This window comes from Colwellia sp. E150_009 (assembly GCF_053543955.1).
This window is the reverse complement of sequence record NZ_JBHFOM010000011.1, coordinates 64,102-80,897: the sequence shown is the minus strand read 5'-3', so window position 1 is coordinate 80,897 and position 16,796 is coordinate 64,102. Positions and strand designations below refer to the sequence as shown.

Sequence of the window (16,796 nt, the reverse complement as noted above, 5' to 3'; positions counted from 1 at the left end):
ATTATTTACGTAGAATTTTATTTGGGATTGCTGCTATTTATATGTTTAGAAATCGGTGTATTGTTGTTTGTTGATAAACGGTATCTTTTTCAACAATAACACTAGGAAAGTTGGAATGATTTACAGCATCTGGGTATCCATGTGTCTCTAAACATAACCCTTTAAATTTACTGAGTTTTTGGTCGTTGCTGCCAACATAGCTACCATCAAGAAAGTTGCCGCTATAAAACTGGATACCCGCTTCTGTCGATAATATTTCCATAGCACGGCCTGATACAGGGTCGGTTAATTTAGCGACTGGCATAAGATCTTTATTATGATCTGAACGATTAATAACGAAATAATGATCGTAACCGTTAGCAAGTTGTTGAATATCTGTACCTACCGCTTTACCTTGTCGAAAGTCAAATGCCTTTTCAGCGACAGGAATAATTTCTCCCGTTGGGATTTGTTCACTATCTAAGCCTAAAATATGATCTGCTGGCATTTCAAGCACAAGCTCTAAAACATCTTCGGCTTCCGTACCGGCAATATTCCAATAGGCATGATTCGTTAAGCAAATAGGTGTTGCTTGATCTGTAACCGCACGATAGTTTAACGCTAATTCGTTTTCATCGTTCAAACGATATTCTAATTCAATATCAAGATTTCCCGGAAATCCCTGATCACCATCGGGGCTATGATAGCGAAAAATGGCAGCAACGCCATTTGCATCTTGTAATGTTTCAACATTCCAAAAACAAGTACTTAAACCACCAAAACCACCATGTAACTGATTACGTCCTTCATTAGCCGTTAACTTAATATTTTTTCCATTTAATTCAAAACAAGCATCACCAATTCGGTTAGCAACTCGCCCAGCAGTAACACCAAAATAATAAGGGTTGGTAACCCAATCATTCGTATTTTTGTAATTTAATACGATTTCTGTTGCAACACCCCCTTCTTTTTCAGGCAATACTACTGACATAATGCTCGCACCCAAATTAGATAAAGAAACCGTTAACCCATGACGATTAGTCAGCGTAACAATTTCAATAGGTGCGGCCAAAGCAGGCGTTATTAATTGCTTTGTTGTGATAGCAAACGGTGATGATGTTTTTGTCATTAAATTCTCAATTTTCTCTTTATAATTCAGTCAATAGTTATTTAGTAAATACACTACAGGTTTATCGCGAGCATGCTTACTTAAATCCAGCCACCATCAACAACAAAGTCTTGCGCTGTGCAAAGTTTACTGTCGTCTGAGGCTAAAAATAAAGCCATAGCGGCTATATTTTCAGGCATTACATAATCTTTAATACATTGGTTATCTTCGATTTTTTTAACAGTATTTTCATTAACCCAGTGTGTTAATTGACGCTCAGTCATAACCCAACCAGGAGTAATGGTATTAATTCTAATGTTATCTTTGCCTAATTCACTAGCAAAACCACGCGTTAAACCAACCACTCCGGCTTTTGCTGCCGTATAGCCGGGCATGCCACCTTGGTGATCATGCCAACTCATTGACCCCATGTTAATAATTGAACCTCCACCAATATTCACCATTTGTTTATGAGCTGATTGAATAGCAAAAAAGTAATGGCGTAAATTTATGTTAATACAGCGATCCCAATCGGCTGCTGTCACCTCTTGAAACTGATGGCGAGTATCATTAGCGGCACTATTGACCAAAACAGAAATAGCACCAATGTTTTCTTCAACTTCTTCCATAATTTGTTTCAATTTATCAATATTAGTCAAGTCACATTCATAAAAGTGAACTTCAGCCTCTGCATTTTTTTCTTTTAACGACGTAACTAACTCGGTTGATTCATTCACCAATACATCCACAAAGACAACTTTAGCGCCTTGCCAAGCAAAAGATTCAACAAGACAGCTTCCTATTCCTGTTGCACCACCAGTAATAAAAACAACTTGTCCAAGCAAACTAGGATAAAGGTTACTCAAGCCCATAATTAAGCCCTTTTTTATAAATATTGAGTTTATTATAAAGAAGAATTAAAAATTTACTAATGAGAATGAGAAGGAACATCTGCACCTCTGCATCCCAATAAAAAATCAAAATCACAGCCTTCATCAGCTTGCAATACTCGCTCTCTATATATTTCTAAATAACCACCGGTTTTAAAAATTATCTGCTTCGCTTTTAATTTTTCTAATCGCTTTGTTAACTCTTCTTCACTCACTTCTAATGTTAATAAGCCTTGTTCTACATCAATTTCAATATAATCGCCTTCTTCTACAGCGGCTAGTGGTCCAAATTCCATCGCCTCTGGCGCAACATGTAAAACCACAGTACCAAAAGCTGTTCCACTCATTCTAGCATCAGATATACGTACCATGTCAGTAATACCCTTTTTAAGTAATTTAGGTGGTAAGCCCATATTACCGACTTCAGCCATGCCCGGATAACCTTTAGGTCCACAGTTTTTTAAGACCATAATACTCATTTCATCTATATTAAGATTAGGATCATCAATGCGCTGTTTATAATTATCTAAGCTATCGAAAACTACGGCTTTTCCACGGTGGTTCATTAAATGTTCGCTTGCAGCCGAGGGTTTAATTACTGCACCTCTGGGAGCTAAATTTCCTCGTAAAATACGAATACCACCATTTTTCATTAACGGTTGGCTGAAAGGAAAAATCACCTCATCATTATAACAAGGTGCCTGTTTAACATTTTCCCATAAATTATGACCATTCGCTGTTAGCTCATTACCTAACAACAGATTTTCTTCGCCAAGAATACGTAATACTGCCGGTAAACCACCTGCATAATAAAAATCTTCCATTAAATATTGGCCTGACGGCTGCAAATTCACTATGGTTGGAATATCATAACCCTGAGACCAATCATCTAATGACAAATCAACCCCTATGCGCCCAGCGATGGCTTTCAGGTGAATAACCGCATTGGTAGAGCCACCTATGGCAGCATTGACTTTAATGGCATTGAGAAATGCATTTTTGGTTAAGAGTTTTGAAAGTGTTAAGCCTTCTGTAACCATATCAACTATTCTCATGCCTGACATATGTGCTAACACACTACGACGAGAATCAACCGCAGGTATAGCTGCATTATGGGGTAAACTAACACCTAAACTTTCTACCATGCACGCCATAGTAGATGCCGTGCCCATGGTGTTGCAGGTACCGGTAGAGCGAGACATACTCGATTCAGCACTCATAAATTCGTCAAGTCTAATATTTCCGGCTTTATAATCTTCGCTCATTTGCCAAACAAGTGTTCCTGAGCCAACATCTTTACCTTGGTGTTTACCATTCAACATAGGACCTCCAGTAACAACGATGGTGGGCAGATCACAACTTGCAGCTCCCATTAATAGTGCCGGTGTTGTCTTATCACAACCAACCATTAGCACAACACCATCAATAGGATTTCCACGAATCGCTTCTTCAGTATCCATTGCTGCTAAATTTCTGGTGAGCATGGCAGTTGGACGTAAGTTAGATTCCCCGCTTGAAAATACCGGAAATTCTACGGGAATACCGCCAGCTTCACGAATACCGTTTTTAACTTTTTCAGCGAGCTCACGAAAGTGACCGTTACAAGGAGTTAAGTCTGACCAAGTATTGCAAATTCCGATGACAGGTTTATTTTGAAAATGATGATCAGGAATACCTTGATTTTTCATCCAACTACGGTACATAAAACCATTTTTATCGTTAGTGCCAAACCAATTTGCAGAGCGAAGCGTTAATTTTTCATCTTTTTTCGACATAGTATTACCTAACTTACCTACAAACTTTTAGTGGCAACAAAACAATAATACTACAATAACACGAAAGATTTTAATTGGTAAAGTATAGTTCAAAAATATTGACTAGTTATCTTATTTTAAAAACAAAAAACCAGTGTAATACACTGGTTTTAGTAATAAAGATTCGAATATTTTTAGCTTATTTTTGTTTTTTCAGTATTGCTTTCACTGACTTTTCAGATTCCAGTAGTAAATCAAGCATCTTTTGTTCCGCTTCAATAGCATTACGACTTTCAATTGCTTTATATATTGCTTTGTGGGCAGGTAAAGCATCAACATATTCTCTTTCTGTAGAGCTACTTAAACGAAAAATTCCGGCTAATGCTGATTGAATGGTTTTGCCTAACGAAATGATAAAGTCATTATTTGTTGCATCTAATAAAGCCATATGAAACTCAAGATCGCTTGAAAATACTTCATCAGTGCCAATTTTAGCTTGCTCCATTTTTTCATAGGCTTTTGCTATATCGTTAATTTGTTCATCAGTACGACTTTCAGCTGCTAACTTCACTGCCGCAGGTTCAAAAATGCATCTAACTTGAAATAATGATGAATAAAATGAAACGCTAGGTTCGGTAGTAAAAAACCATTCAAGAACATCTGAGTCAAACATATTCCAATGTTTTTGTTCCTTGATGCGAGTACCAAGTTTTGGTCGAGATTCAATCAACCCCTTTGCAGTTAATGTTTTAAAAGCTTCTCTTAAGGCTGTACGAGAAACGCCCAACTCTTCACCTAAATTTGTTTCATTAGGAATATAATCACCTGGTTGGTAAGTTCCACCTACTATACGAGAGCCTAATTCACTAGCAACCCATTTGTGAATACTCACAGGGCGATTTGTTTTTGTTTTAACCATTGAACCCTCTTAATTTATCTAAAATTAAATCCATCTATATGACAGTAAAAACTTAGCGACAATGGTACTACAATAACACTAACGCTAGCTACTTATAGTTTTGAATAATAATAAAAAGTATGAATCTCATGAAAAGTAAATTTTAAAAAGATCATCGAAAGCTTTAATTACGACATATATTAATGCTATCATACTACAAATATAATTTAAACAATTAAGGCTTTAATATGAACTTACTCGAACAACTTAAAAATATCACCGTGGTCGTAGCAGATAGCGGCGATGTAGATTCAATAAAATTATTAAAACCAACCGACGCCACCACTAACCCGTCGTTAATATTACAAGCAGCAAAATTACCGCAGTACCAATCGTTAATTGAAGATGCAATAGCAAAATCAGGCAATGATATAGACAATATTTGTGACCAACTGATTGTTAACTTTGGTTGTGAAATTTTAAAGCATGTGCCTGGTCGTATTTCAAGTGAAGTCGATGCTCGTTTGTCATTTGATACTGAGGGAAGTATTGCTAAAGGTCGCAAACTGATCAGCCTTTATCAAAATGCTGGTATCGACAAATCGCGCGTATTGATTAAATTGGCCTCTACATGGCAAGGTATTAAAGCGGCTGAGCAACTAGAAAAAGAGGGCATTGCCTGTAATCTAACGTTATTATTTAGCTTAACCCAAGCAATTGCGTGTGCTGAAGCGAATATCACGTTAATTTCACCGTTTGTTGGTCGCATTTTAGATTGGTATAAAAAAGCAGAAGGCCGCGACTTTCAAGGCAGTGAAGATCCCGGCGTACAATCAGTTACCGCGATTTATGATTACTACAAACAAAATGGTTACAAAACTGTGGTAATGGGAGCAAGCTTTAGAAACACTACTGAAATAACGGAACTAGCCGGATGCGATTTATTAACCATTTCTCCGGTATTATTAAATGAATTACAAGCAACGACAGGTGAGTTGTCACGTAAGCTGTCGGCTGATAAACCATCAACCACTCCGCCAGCGAAACAAGCTCCGCTTGATTTACAAACATTCAGCTGGCAGTTAAATGAAAACGCCATGGCAACTGAAAAATTATCTGAAGGTATTCGTAACTTCGCTAAAGATCAGCGTATTTTAGAAGACTTAGTTCGCTCGTTAATTAAATAAGATTACATTGAATTTTACTGTGCCGCATCACTGTCATGCGGCATTTATATTATCTGAATGCGTCCTACTTTGGTTAATAACGCTGACGTTAACCCACACGGTTATCGCGAGTAAGATGATTATATCATCGCGGACGAATATATTTACTTTGAGTAAGGAAAAAAATGACTTCTCCTAGACAAAATTTGGCAAATGCCATTCGCGCGTTAAGTATGGACGCTGTACAACAGGCTAACTCTGGTCACCCGGGTGCCCCTATGGGTATGGCTGATATTGCCGAGGTATTATGGAACAGTTTTTTAAAGCATAACCCTACAGACCCTAAGTGGTCTAACCGCGACCGGTTTGTATTAAGTAACGGTCACGGTTCTATGTTAATATATTCGCTGCTGCACTTAACCGGTTACGATTTACCTATTAGCGAATTAAAACAGTTTCGCCAATTGCATTCAAAAACCCCCGGTCACCCTGAATATAACTACACGCCTGGCGTAGAAACCACAACAGGACCATTAGGCGCAGGTATTTCAAATGCGGTAGGTATGGCCATTGGTGAAAAAGCCTTAGCTGCGCATTTTAACCGTGAAAACTTTGATATTGTTGACCATTTCACTTATTGCTTTTTAGGTGACGGTTGTTTAATGGAAGGAATTTCTCACGAAGCTTGTTCACTCGCTGGTACCTTAGGTTTAGGCAAACTAATTGCTTTTTGGGATGACAACGGTATTTCAATTGATGGTCATGTTGAAGGCTGGTTTACTGATAACACCCCAGCTCGTTTTGAAGCTTACGGTTGGCATGTTATTGCTAATGTTGATGGTCACGACCCTATTGCCATTACTAACGCAATTGAACAAGCAAAAGCAGTAACCGATAAACCAACCATGATTTGTTGTAAAACCGTTATTGGTTTTGGCTCACCTAATAAATCAGGCTCGCATGACTGTCATGGTTCCCCATTAGGACAAGACGAAATTACCGCAGCACGTAAATTTTTAAACTGGCCACATGCACCTTTTGAAATCCCTGCAGATGTATATAAAGGTTGGGACGCAACAGTTTCAGGCGTAACAGCACAAAGCCAATGGCAAGCTTTGTTTGACGGTTATGCTGTAGCTTACCCTGAGCTTGCACAAGAATATACTCGACGCGTGGTCAACAATGAGTTACCTGATTCATTTGAAGCGAAAGCGGACGATTTCATCTTATCTTGTCAGAAAAACGAGCAAAACATTGCTAGTCGTAAAGCCTCACAAAATACTATTGAAGCTTTTGGCACAATATTACCTGAGTTATTAGGTGGTTCGGCTGATTTAGCTGGCTCTAACTTAACGTTATGGTCTGGCTCTAAAAGTATTTCTGCTGATGACGCTGCGGGGAATTATTTATTCTACGGTGTTCGTGAATTTGGTATGAGTGGCATCATGAATGGTATTTCATTACATGGTGGCTTTATCAATTACGGTGCTACCTTTTTAATGTTTATGGAATATGCCCGAAACGCAGTGCGTATGTCTGCTTTAATGGGTATTCAAAATATTTTTGTTTACACACACGACTCCATTGGACAAGGAGAAGACGGTCCAACCCATCAACCAATTGAGCAAATTGCTAATTTACGCATGACGCCAAACCTACAGACATGGCGCCCATGTGACGCGGTTGAATCAGCAGTGGCTTGGAAATCATCGGTAATGAGAAAAGACGGCCCAAGTGCGTTAATTTTTAGTCGTCAAACCTTAGCTCACCAAGCCCGTACTGAGGCACAAGTAAGCCAAATTGCGAAAGGTGGTTATAGCTTAATTGATTGTGATGGCGCGCCAGACCTTATTCTTATTGCCACTGGCTCAGAAGTTGGTTTAGCAGTTGATGCGGCTAGAGCACTTATTGATACAGGTACAAAAGTACGCGTTGTATCTATGCCAAGTACTTCGCTATTTGACTTACAGTCAGATGAGTATAAAGAAAGTATTATTCCAAGTGATGTTAAATCAGTACTTGCCATTGAAACCGCCCATGTAGATTACTGGCATAAGTATGTTGGGCGCTCTGGTGCAATCATTGGCATGTCTACTTTTGGTGAGTCAGCTCCTGGGGGCATTTTATTGCAACATTTTGGCTTTACCGTCGAAAATGTTATTAAAACAGCAAATAAGCTTTTGCAAAAAAACGCCTAAAACAAGGAAAAAATAATGCAATCAAGAACGTCTTTACCCAGTTGGCAAACATTAGTTCAACATGCTAACAATATTAAGTCTCATCACATGAGTGATATGTTTTGTGAAGATAAAAATCGTTTTAGTAAGTTTTCAATTCAGCTAAATCCGTTTTTATTAGATTATTCAAAAAATTTAATTACCCAAGACACTATGCAGAATTTAGTTGCTTTAGCCAAAGATTGTAACGTTGAAACTTGGCGTGAAAAAATGTTTAACGGTGAACGTATCAATAAAACTGAAGATCGTGCCGTTTTACATACTGCATTGAGAAATAGAGCGCAAAAACCTATTTTCGTTGAAGGAAAAAATATCAACGAAGATATTCAACAAGCATTAAATCAAATGAAGGTGTTTAGTGATAAAGTTCGCCAAGGCAAATGGTTAGGGTATTCCGGAAAACGCATAACCGATGTGGTAAATATTGGTGTTGGCGGCTCTAATCTTGGCCCTCAAATGGTCACCGAAGCCCTTAAACAATATAGCGACAATAGCGTAAGGGTGCATTATGTTTCTAATGTAGATGGCACACAAATAGCTGATGTACTCAGACCATTATCACCTGAAAATGTGCTTTTTATTGTTTCCAGCAAAACATTTACCACGGCGGAAACAATGACCAATGCAGGCACCGCCATGAAATGGCTTGTTTCAGCCTCATTTGATGAAAAAGCCATTGCCAAGCACTTTATCGCTGTGTCTGCTAACAAAAAGAATGCGATTGAATTTGGTATAAAAGAAGAAAACATTTTCGATATGTGGGATTGGGTTGGCGGTCGCTTCTCGTTATGGTCTGCCATTGGTTTACCTATTGCTATTGATTTAGGCTTTGAGTGTTTTATTGAATTACTTGAAGGCGCTCATGAAATAGATAACCACTTTTTAACTGCTCCCCTTGCTGAAAACGCCCCTGTAATTTTAGCTTTACTCAGTGTTTGGAATTGCACCTTTTTAGGTGCTCAATCACAAGCCATTTTACCTTATGATCAACCCTTGCACATGTTGTCGGCCTATTTACAACAAGCAGAGATGGAAAGTAATGGTAAATCGGTCAGCTGGGATGGTGAAGAAATTGATTACCCTACTGTGCCTTCTATTTGGGGGGAGATTGGTATTAATGGTCAACATGCTTTTTATCAATATTTACACCAAAGTAATAATATTGTACCCGCTGATTTTATTGGTTCAGTGGCGAGTGTAACTCCAGTAAAAGGCCATCATGATACCTTAATGTCTAACTTTTTTGCTCAAACTCAGGCGTTAATGAATGGTGTTAACGAAACACAAGTACGTGCTGATTTAAAAGCTAAAGGGAGAACTCAAGAATATATTGACAATGTGGCTCCTCACAAAGTGCACAAAGGTAATCGTCCTACTAATACCATTTTGATGAAACAAATATCACCAAAAACTATTGGTAGTTTAATAGCGCTCTATGAGCACAAAATATTTGTACAAGGGATTATTTTACAAATATGTTCATTTGATCAATGGGGCGTAGAGTTAGGTAAAGGGTTAGCAAATAAAATTCATGCCGAGTTAAACGAAGGGAAGGTAGACAGCGCACACGACAGCTCTACCGCCTCATTAATGAAGTTTTACCTTAACCAAGCTTAACTAAAAAGAGTCAGTAGTAGTAGTTAAAAAACCAATTGCTAAAAACTAGAACTAAGACAGCCTTTTATTAAAAAGACTGTCTTAGTTTGATTAAATGCCATCACAAATATGCTGTTTTACTTTATTTTGATAAAAGTCTTTTAATGACTGATGTAACTCAGCCGACAAGGGCGATAAGTTACTTACTTGCGCATTATTAAACACTTGTTCTGCGTTATTCGCATCAGAAATAATGATACTTACCGCCGGTTGATCAAGTAACCAGCGTAAAGACAATAGTGCACCATCACGCTCAACTTTACTAATCACAATAGGTTTTGTTGCTTGGCTTGGTAGCCAATCGCCAATACATTGCTCGCTAATAGCAACGCCATAAACATCAACAGTATCGAATGAGTTAATACCCTGCTCGCTAGCAGTCGTTAAATTTGCTGTGCTTGGGCATCTTCCATCAGACCAAAATCATTCCCTAACTGCCAGCAACCTAAGCCAATTTCAGATACTGAAAAGTCTGTTTTACCTAAAATTAGTTTTTCATTATATTCTCTTACAGATTAAGCTCATATTAAATCTCCGCTTACCCAAACTATGCCATATGCAAGTTCAACAAGGCATCAATCAGGTAAAAAGTAATCATTTTCAATATGTAATTCTTTCAATACATCAACAACAAACATACCCGCATCTTTAGCCGCTTGTATGCCCGCTTCAGCATCTTCAAAAACAATACATTTTTCAGGGGCAACCCCCATCAATTCAGCACAACGTAAAAAGGTATCAGGGGCTGGTTTTGGGTTTTCAACTTGATCAGCGCCAACGACATGGTCAAGTAAATCAATAACTCCACAAAGGTTTAATATACTTTTTGCCTCTTGCGTATAAGCGCCTGTACCAATCGCCATTGGACGTTTTCCTTTATTCGCTAACGCAAATTCAGCAAGTTTAGTTGGTTTAACATAATGATGAAAAGTATCTAACACGACACTTTCTTTATAGTCGTTCATGGTTGTTAATGACACATTGGTTGTTACCGAAAAACGTTTAATTAATATCGCTAATGTTTCAATGGTTGGTACACCGGCGAGAGAACGCATTAATGCCGGTTCAATTGGAATACCATATTTTTTTAAGGTTAATGTCCAAGCATTTTGGTGTAACTGCCCGCTATCAATCAATGTGCCATCCATGTCAAAAATAATAGCGTCAAATTCTTCGTACATATAAACCTCAAAGTAACTGCTCCCCATAAACTGAGGAATAAATAAAACAAATACCCAATGATATCAAATTTAGTAAAAAAAATGCCGCATTAAGCGGCATTTAAGTCTCACATTACACTATTATGTATTACAAACAGTTTATAAACCTTGGTTTAATGAATAATACGCTGCGTTTTGGCGCAATTCATTTTTAAACTGACGAATACGTGTGTCTTCATCAATTACGGTTAACTCAACACCAGCCATTTCTGCATAATCGGCAATGTTGTCAGTTGTTACTGCTTGGCTGTAAGCTGTATGATGAGCACCACCTGCTAAAATCCATGCACCAGCAGCAACAGATAAGCTAGGACGTGGTTCCCATAATGCCGAAGCTACAGGTAAGTTAGGTGTATCTGCTGGAGGTGTTACCGCGTCAACTTCGTTAACGATAATACGAAAACGGTTACCCATATCAATGGGTGATACGTTAATTGCAGGACCTGCTTTACCGGTAAATAATAAACGAGCAACGTCACAACGCATACCAATAGTATGTAAATGTACGTCTAATACTGGTTTTTCAGCGGCAATTGAAGGACACACTTCTAACATGTGCGCACCTAAAGCTTGGTCGGTAGTACCAAAGTTATAAGTGTAATCTTCCATAAACGAAGTACCACCTTCACGACCTGTCGCCATTACTTTCATAATGCGAACCATAGCCGCAGTTTTCCAGTCACCTTCACCACCATAGCCATAACCTTTAGCCATTAAACGTTGTGTCGCTAAACCTGGCAAACCTGTTAAACCGGCTAAATTTTCAAAACAGTTAGTAAATGCGCCAAAACCGCCATCAACTAAGAATTTTTCCATACCAAGTTCAAGACGTGCTTCGTTTTGTAACATGGTTAACTTATGTGTATCGTTAAGCATATCTTCTGCAATAACATAGTCTGCTTTATACAGTTCAATTTGCGCTGTAACTTGTTCGTCAGTAATCGCATTAACTACTTCCGATAATTCACCTAAACCGTAAGCATGAACTTCATAACCAAATTGAATTTGCGCCGCAACTTTATCACCTTCAGTTACCGCAACTTGACGCATGTTATCGCCAAAGCGTGCAACTTTAAGGTTTTGGCTTTCGTTCCAGCCAGCAGCAGCACGACACCAATCATCAATTTGATTTTGCACATCAGCTGTTTGCCAATGACCCACAACCACTTTACGTTCTTTACGCATACGCGTACCAATGTAACCAAATTCACGATCGCCATGCGCACTTTGATGGGTGTTCATGTAGTTCATGTTAATGTCGGCCCACGGCAATTCAGCATTAAATTGCGTGTGAAGGTGCATAAATGGCTTACGTAACTCATTTAAGCCTGCGATCCACATTTTTGCAGGAGAGAATGTGTGCATCCATAAGATCACACCAACACAGTTTTCATCGCTGTTAGCCGCTTGACAAATTGCGTGTATTTCTTTTGGTGATTTCACGGTTGGCTTGTAAACCACATCCATTGAAATATCAGCAGAACCATTAAAACCTTCAACCATTTTTTGACTGTTATTGGCTACTTCTTCAAGTACTCTTGGACCATATAAGTCTTGTGATCCTGTGATAAACCAAACTTGTTTTTTACCAAATGCTTTCATAACTTTTCTCACTAATAATAAGATTTTGCTTCTTCTCGAACGTTTAAACTAAACCCAGATCAAGACAAGCTATTTTTGACCGTAATACGCATCTTTACCGTGTTTTCGTAGATAATGCTTATCGACTAAACCTTGTTTCAAGCTCGAAATACTTGGAGCTAATGTTTTAGTTAAATAAGCCATTTTAGCTATTTCTTCTAATAAAACTGCGTGATAAACCGATTTGGCTGCGTCTTTACCCCAAGTAAAAGGAGCATGACCTGCCACAATCACCATGGGTGACTCACTAGGTAAACGATTACCAAAACAGTCAACGATTTGCGCGCCGGTTTCATCTTCATAATCACCAGCAATACGCTCATCGCTCATGACTTGTGCACAAGGAATTTCACCATAAACGTAATCAGCTTGGGTGGTACCTAAACACGGAATAGCAATTTGTGCCTGTGCCCATGCCGTCGCATACGTAGAATGCGTATGGGTAACCCCACCAATATCAGCCCATTCACGATACAAATAAGTATGTGTTTTGGTATCTGAAGATGGGTTTAAGTTGCCTTCAACAATCTTGTTTTGTAAATCAACAATCACAATATCATCAACAGTTAAATCTTCGTAAGGAACGCCACTTGGCTTAATAGCAATAACACCTTTTCGGCGATCAATTTGTGATACATTACCAAAGGTATAAGTCACTAGATTTCTTTTCTCTAGCTCCATATTCGCTTCATAAACTTCGCGTTTTAATTCTAAATAACTCATTATTTACCACCATCAACAAATTGACCGAGTGATTTATATTGTTGATACAGCACATCATATTGTGCGGCATCAGCTTTATTTGGTTGATATGATTTAGCCACTGGCGAAATCATTACTTTTTGCGCTTCACTGACGCTTGGATATAAACCTGAAGCTGTCGCGGCATAAATTGCCGCACCTAAGGCACAGCTTTGTTCACTTTCTAATACGTCAATTGAACAATTCCAAACATCAGCACAGGTTTGCATAATAAAGTCAGACTTTTTCGAAATGCCGCCAATAGTAACCACATGGTTGATGGTTACGCCTTCCTCTTTAAAACGTTCAATAATCGCACGTGCGCCAAAAGCTGTAGCTTCGACTAAACCGCGAAATACTTGCGGCGCTTGGCTGCCCATTTTTAGACCAGTAATAGCCATGGCAACAGATTGATCAGCATCTGGCGTTCTTCTGCCATTTACCCAATCAAGTGCAGTAATACCCGCAGCGCCAATCGGTAACAGCGATGCTTGTGCGCCTAGTTCAATTAACGTTTTACTTTCAATTTCTTTTACTAATTTGGCTTTAGTTGCTTCGTCAAGAATGCCACTAGTATCAATTTGATTTAATGGCCAGTTAATCAGGTTTTTAAACCAAGCATATAAATCACCAAAAGCAGACTGTCCTGCCTCTAAACCAATAAAATTGGGCAATACTGAACCATCAACTTGACCACAAATGCCTTTAATGCATTTATCACCAATATCATCATAGTCAGCAACCGTGATATCACAGGTTGAGGTGCCCATAACTTTAGTTAATACACCTGGTTGTACATTGGCAGCAACAGCACCCGCATGGCAATCAAAGGCACTAAACGAAACGGTAATACCAACAGGTAAGCCTAATTTATCTGCCCACTCCCTTGTTAATTGACCACATACTTGATCAGCCGTGAATGTATCAGCTGGTAAGCGATCACGTAAACCATCTAATAGTGGGTCAATACCAACAAAGAAATCGTTTGGCGGATAGCCACCCCAGCTTTCATGCCACATCACTTTATGGCCAGCAGCACAACGACTTGCTCGAAAATCTTCTGGATGAGTGGTTCCCGTTAATAAAGCTGACATCCAATCACAATGTTCAACCCAGCTATATGCGGCCTTATTTACGGCTTCATCTTGACGTAAAACAAATAATACTTTTGCCCAAAACCATTCTGACGAATAAATGCCCCCTTCATATTTCAGGTAGTTTTCACTCGCGTTATTTGCGGCATCAGTAATTTCGCTTGCTTCTTTAATCGCGCTATGATCTTTCCATAACACAAACATCGCATTAGGGTTATTAGCAAACTCTTTTTTTAACGCTAAGGCGGTACCATTTTCATCAACAGCAACTGGTGTTGACCCTGTGGTATCAAAACTAATACCTTTAACGTTATTAGCAGCATTTGTAGGTGCTTTTGCCCACAAATCAGTAATAACTTTTTCTAAACTCTCAATATAGTCAAGCGGATGTTGTCTGAATTGATCCTTACTTGGCTCACAAAACAAGCTTTGTTGCCAACGTGGATAATAAGCAACACTCGTTGCGACCTCAGCACCGGTATTACCATCAACTAACAACGCGCGAACAGAGTCAGAACCATAATCAAGACCTAATACATAAGAAACCATTTAAATACCTTTTGAAACAGTAATACTAATGGCGTTATTTAATAGACTTCGCATCTAAATAGTATTAATTAATACTACAATAAGACCATACAATAGTCATATTGTAGTATGAATAGAAAATATATTCGATGTTTTTTTACTGAAAATTAATTATTTAGCAGAAACTTTGATTAACTAATTGTTTTTTAATATATAAAAGACTCAACAATGGTTAGTTGTTTTTGTTTTGAAAAATCATAGGACTATAGAGGAATAGCGGGACTCAGGTAGTCCCTTAACCCCATATAACTGATAAATAAATAAGCTTCCTGCCAATGGCTCTTTCTTCAATTGTTCTGGATCCAGATCTTGCTTTGCACTAGTTATAATAAGCCAGTCTAGCGCTGAGCCACCTATGGTGACGCAGGTAGGTTGAGAAATAGGTAGGTGTAGCACTAAGTTTATTTCACCGTTGGGGTGATAACGAACAACTCGCCCTCCTCCCCATTGCGCATTCCATAGATAGCCTTGGCTATCAACACATGAGCCATCAGGAAAACTTCCTTTTTCGCTAGTAGCAAATAACTTTTTGTTACTTACCCTTGCAGATATAGGGTCAAAGCTATATTGATATATTTCTCTCGAAGGAGAATCAGCGTGATACATAGTTAAGCTATCAGGACTCCAACACAAACTATTAGAAATTTGAATTTGCTCGAATACTTTTTGACATTCCTGCTTATCATTAATGAAATATAAATTTGCCTGCTGATGAGTATCAACTTGATATTCAACCATAGTGCCCGACCAAAAACGTCCTTGACGATCAGTTCGCCCATCATTAAATCGGTTTCCTTTGATATTATCCTCAGGCTTAGCAAGCCAATCTAACTGTCCATTTTTAATATTAAATAGAGCAATTCCCTTTGCAAAACCAACGATTAATTGCTCATCATTATCGGTGAAGCTAAAACATCCGACACGATCAGGCATATGAAATTCAACAAATTTATTTGAAACTACTGAATAACAATAGATAAGGTTACTTTCTATATCTGTCCACCATATAGTTTGGCTTTTATCATTCCATTGTACACCTTCACCTAGTTGATTACTGACGTTCAAAGTAGTTATTAAATCTCCAACAATTCTATTTTTCACTAGATTGCTACCCTTATATATTGTGGTTGTTCAGCATTATGCAATAATCCACTCATTTCAAAATAATTAGTACTTCTGATAGACTAAGCCTTTAATCATCTCAAAATATATATCATAAAGCATTTATTAATAAATTATGGTAAAAACTAAGTTCACAAAAAATATCGAGATCTTATTATTATCGGTGCCAATTTTTACTTGCATAGTGTATATACACATGTTATATCTAAAATATACATAGGAGATGGGTATGTCAGATATATTTAAAAAGCTTCAAACATGCGCTTGCTTTCGAATGCGTGCTGCTTCTAGAAAGTTGACAAGAGATTACGATGAAGTCCTTCGGCCTGTAGGTTTAAAGGTGACGCAATTTACGGTTCTAGCCATAATTTCAGGTACAAAGCCACAATCAATTTCGAGTATGGCAGACACACTTTCTATGGAGAGAACGTCTCTAGTGCGAACGCTTAAATTACTAGAGAAAAAAGGAATCATTAAGCTTGGAGCCGAGGGCTACAGACGAGAGCGAGTGATTTCATTAACATCCAAAGGTGAGTCACTTTTCAACGAAGCAATCCCACTATGGGAACGAGCACAGTCTAGATTTGAATCACAACTTGGTGAAGGAGTTTGGCAGTCACTTTGGCAAAGAATTGCTCAGCTTGCGACTGGAAATAGTTAAACAATAAGCATGTAAAATTTTTTACCTTGCGTAGTGTATAT

General features: G+C 38.3%; 14 protein-coding genes. 4 read left to right on the top strand and 10 right to left on the bottom strand.

Translation table 11 applies throughout. From position 1 onward, the window contains the following. Positions 1 to 37: 37 nt before the first annotated feature. From ACE1OF_RS07370 to ACE1OF_RS07355, 4 genes are all read right to left on the bottom strand, one after another. Entirely contained in the window at positions 38 to 1,108 is a 1,071-nt protein-coding gene (locus ACE1OF_RS07370; protein WP_448893630.1) for an aldose epimerase family protein, read from the bottom strand. 80 nt (positions 1,109 to 1,188) lie between these two features. Beyond that, positions 1,189 to 1,959, bottom strand: coding sequence for an SDR family NAD(P)-dependent oxidoreductase (locus tag ACE1OF_RS07365; protein WP_448893629.1), 771 nt, complete (start codon positions 1,957 to 1,959; stop codon positions 1,189 to 1,191). A 56-nt stretch (positions 1,960 to 2,015) separates the two neighbouring features. After that, positions 2,016 to 3,752, bottom strand: coding sequence for an IlvD/Edd family dehydratase (locus ACE1OF_RS07360; RefSeq protein WP_448893628.1), 1,737 nt, complete (start codon positions 3,750 to 3,752; stop codon positions 2,016 to 2,018). A 178-nt stretch (positions 3,753 to 3,930) separates the two neighbouring features. Next, positions 3,931 to 4,650: a FadR/GntR family transcriptional regulator gene (locus ACE1OF_RS07355; RefSeq protein WP_448893627.1), complete on the bottom strand. Its 720-nt coding sequence runs from the start codon at positions 4,648 to 4,650 to the stop codon at positions 3,931 to 3,933. Between the two features lie 227 nt (positions 4,651 to 4,877). Between ACE1OF_RS07355 and tal the strand changes: the two genes are divergently transcribed. The 3 genes from tal to pgi all read left to right on the top strand — a co-directional run bounded on the left by tal (position 4,878) and on the right by pgi (position 9,649). Next, the gene (gene tal / locus ACE1OF_RS07350; RefSeq protein WP_448893625.1) at positions 4,878 to 5,816 is read left to right on the top strand and encodes a transaldolase; all 939 of its coding nucleotides are present in this window, start codon (positions 4,878 to 4,880) and stop codon (positions 5,814 to 5,816) included. Between the two features lie 164 nt (positions 5,817 to 5,980). Next, on the top strand, positions 5,981 to 7,993 hold the full coding sequence (tkt, locus tag ACE1OF_RS07345; RefSeq protein ID WP_448893624.1) for a transketolase: 2,013 nt from the start codon (positions 5,981 to 5,983) through the stop codon (positions 7,991 to 7,993). A 15-nt stretch (positions 7,994 to 8,008) separates the two neighbouring features. After that, positions 8,009 to 9,649, top strand: a complete 1,641-nt coding sequence (gene pgi, locus ACE1OF_RS07340) for a glucose-6-phosphate isomerase (protein WP_448893623.1) — start codon at positions 8,009 to 8,011, stop codon at positions 9,647 to 9,649. A gap of 90 nt (positions 9,650 to 9,739) precedes the next feature. Here the strand turns inward: pgi and ACE1OF_RS07335 are convergent, their stop codons facing one another. From ACE1OF_RS07335 to ACE1OF_RS07310, 6 genes are all read right to left on the bottom strand, one after another. Beyond that, positions 9,740 to 9,958, bottom strand: a complete 219-nt coding sequence (locus tag ACE1OF_RS07335) for an aldo/keto reductase (protein WP_448893622.1) — start codon at positions 9,956 to 9,958, stop codon at positions 9,740 to 9,742. A 305-nt stretch (positions 9,959 to 10,263) separates the two neighbouring features. Beyond that, positions 10,264 to 10,869, bottom strand: coding sequence for a beta-phosphoglucomutase family hydrolase (locus tag ACE1OF_RS07330; protein ID WP_448893621.1), 606 nt, complete (start codon positions 10,867 to 10,869; stop codon positions 10,264 to 10,266). Positions 10,870 to 11,007: 138 nt separating this feature from the next. Continuing rightward, positions 11,008 to 12,510 carry an L-arabinose isomerase gene (araA, locus tag ACE1OF_RS07325; protein ID WP_448893619.1) on the bottom strand — a complete coding sequence of 501 codons (1,503 nt, stop codon included), beginning with the start codon at positions 12,508 to 12,510 and terminating at the stop codon, positions 11,008 to 11,010. A gap of 69 nt (positions 12,511 to 12,579) precedes the next feature. Further along, the gene (locus ACE1OF_RS07320) at positions 12,580 to 13,272 is read right to left on the bottom strand and encodes an L-ribulose-5-phosphate 4-epimerase (RefSeq protein WP_448893618.1); all 693 of its coding nucleotides are present in this window, start codon (positions 13,270 to 13,272) and stop codon (positions 12,580 to 12,582) included. After that, on the bottom strand, positions 13,272 to 14,933 hold the full coding sequence (locus ACE1OF_RS07315; protein ID WP_448893617.1) for a ribulokinase: 1,662 nt from the start codon (positions 14,931 to 14,933) through the stop codon (positions 13,272 to 13,274). Before ACE1OF_RS07315 ends, ACE1OF_RS07320 begins: the two co-directional genes overlap by 1 nt. 234 nt (positions 14,934 to 15,167) lie before the next feature. Next, on the bottom strand, positions 15,168 to 16,073 hold the full coding sequence (locus tag ACE1OF_RS07310; protein WP_448893616.1) for an SMP-30/gluconolactonase/LRE family protein: 906 nt from the start codon (positions 16,071 to 16,073) through the stop codon (positions 15,168 to 15,170). Between the two features lie 361 nt (positions 16,074 to 16,434). Here ACE1OF_RS07310 and ACE1OF_RS07305 point away from each other — a divergent pair, with 361 nt between their 5' ends. Further along, the gene (locus tag ACE1OF_RS07305) at positions 16,435 to 16,755 is read left to right on the top strand and encodes a MarR family winged helix-turn-helix transcriptional regulator (RefSeq protein WP_448893615.1); all 321 of its coding nucleotides are present in this window, start codon (positions 16,435 to 16,437) and stop codon (positions 16,753 to 16,755) included. The last annotated feature ends 41 nt before the right edge of the window (positions 16,756 to 16,796 follow it).

Coding starts and splice junctions, on each gene's coding strand:
- ACE1OF_RS07370 (WP_448893630.1), bottom strand. CDS start 1,108: ATGACAAAAACATCATCACCGTTTGCTATCACAACAAAGCAATTAATA.
- ACE1OF_RS07365 (WP_448893629.1), bottom strand. CDS start 1,959: ATGGGCTTGAGTAACCTTTATCCTAGTTTGCTTGGACAAGTTGTTTTT.
- ACE1OF_RS07360 (WP_448893628.1), bottom strand. CDS start 3,752: ATGTCGAAAAAAGATGAAAAATTAACGCTTCGCTCTGCAAATTGGTTT.
- ACE1OF_RS07355 (WP_448893627.1), bottom strand. CDS start 4,650: ATGGTTAAAACAAAAACAAATCGCCCTGTGAGTATTCACAAATGGGTT.
- tal (WP_448893625.1), top strand. CDS start 4,878: ATGAACTTACTCGAACAACTTAAAAATATCACCGTGGTCGTAGCAGAT.
- tkt (WP_448893624.1), top strand. CDS start 5,981: ATGACTTCTCCTAGACAAAATTTGGCAAATGCCATTCGCGCGTTAAGT.
- pgi (WP_448893623.1), top strand. CDS start 8,009: ATGCAATCAAGAACGTCTTTACCCAGTTGGCAAACATTAGTTCAACAT.
- ACE1OF_RS07330 (WP_448893621.1), bottom strand. CDS start 10,869: ATGTACGAAGAATTTGACGCTATTATTTTTGACATGGATGGCACATTG.
- araA (WP_448893619.1), bottom strand. CDS start 12,510: ATGAAAGCATTTGGTAAAAAACAAGTTTGGTTTATCACAGGATCACAA.
- ACE1OF_RS07320 (WP_448893618.1), bottom strand. CDS start 13,272: ATGAGTTATTTAGAATTAAAACGCGAAGTTTATGAAGCGAATATGGAG.
- ACE1OF_RS07315 (WP_448893617.1), bottom strand. CDS start 14,933: ATGGTTTCTTATGTATTAGGTCTTGATTATGGTTCTGACTCTGTTCGC.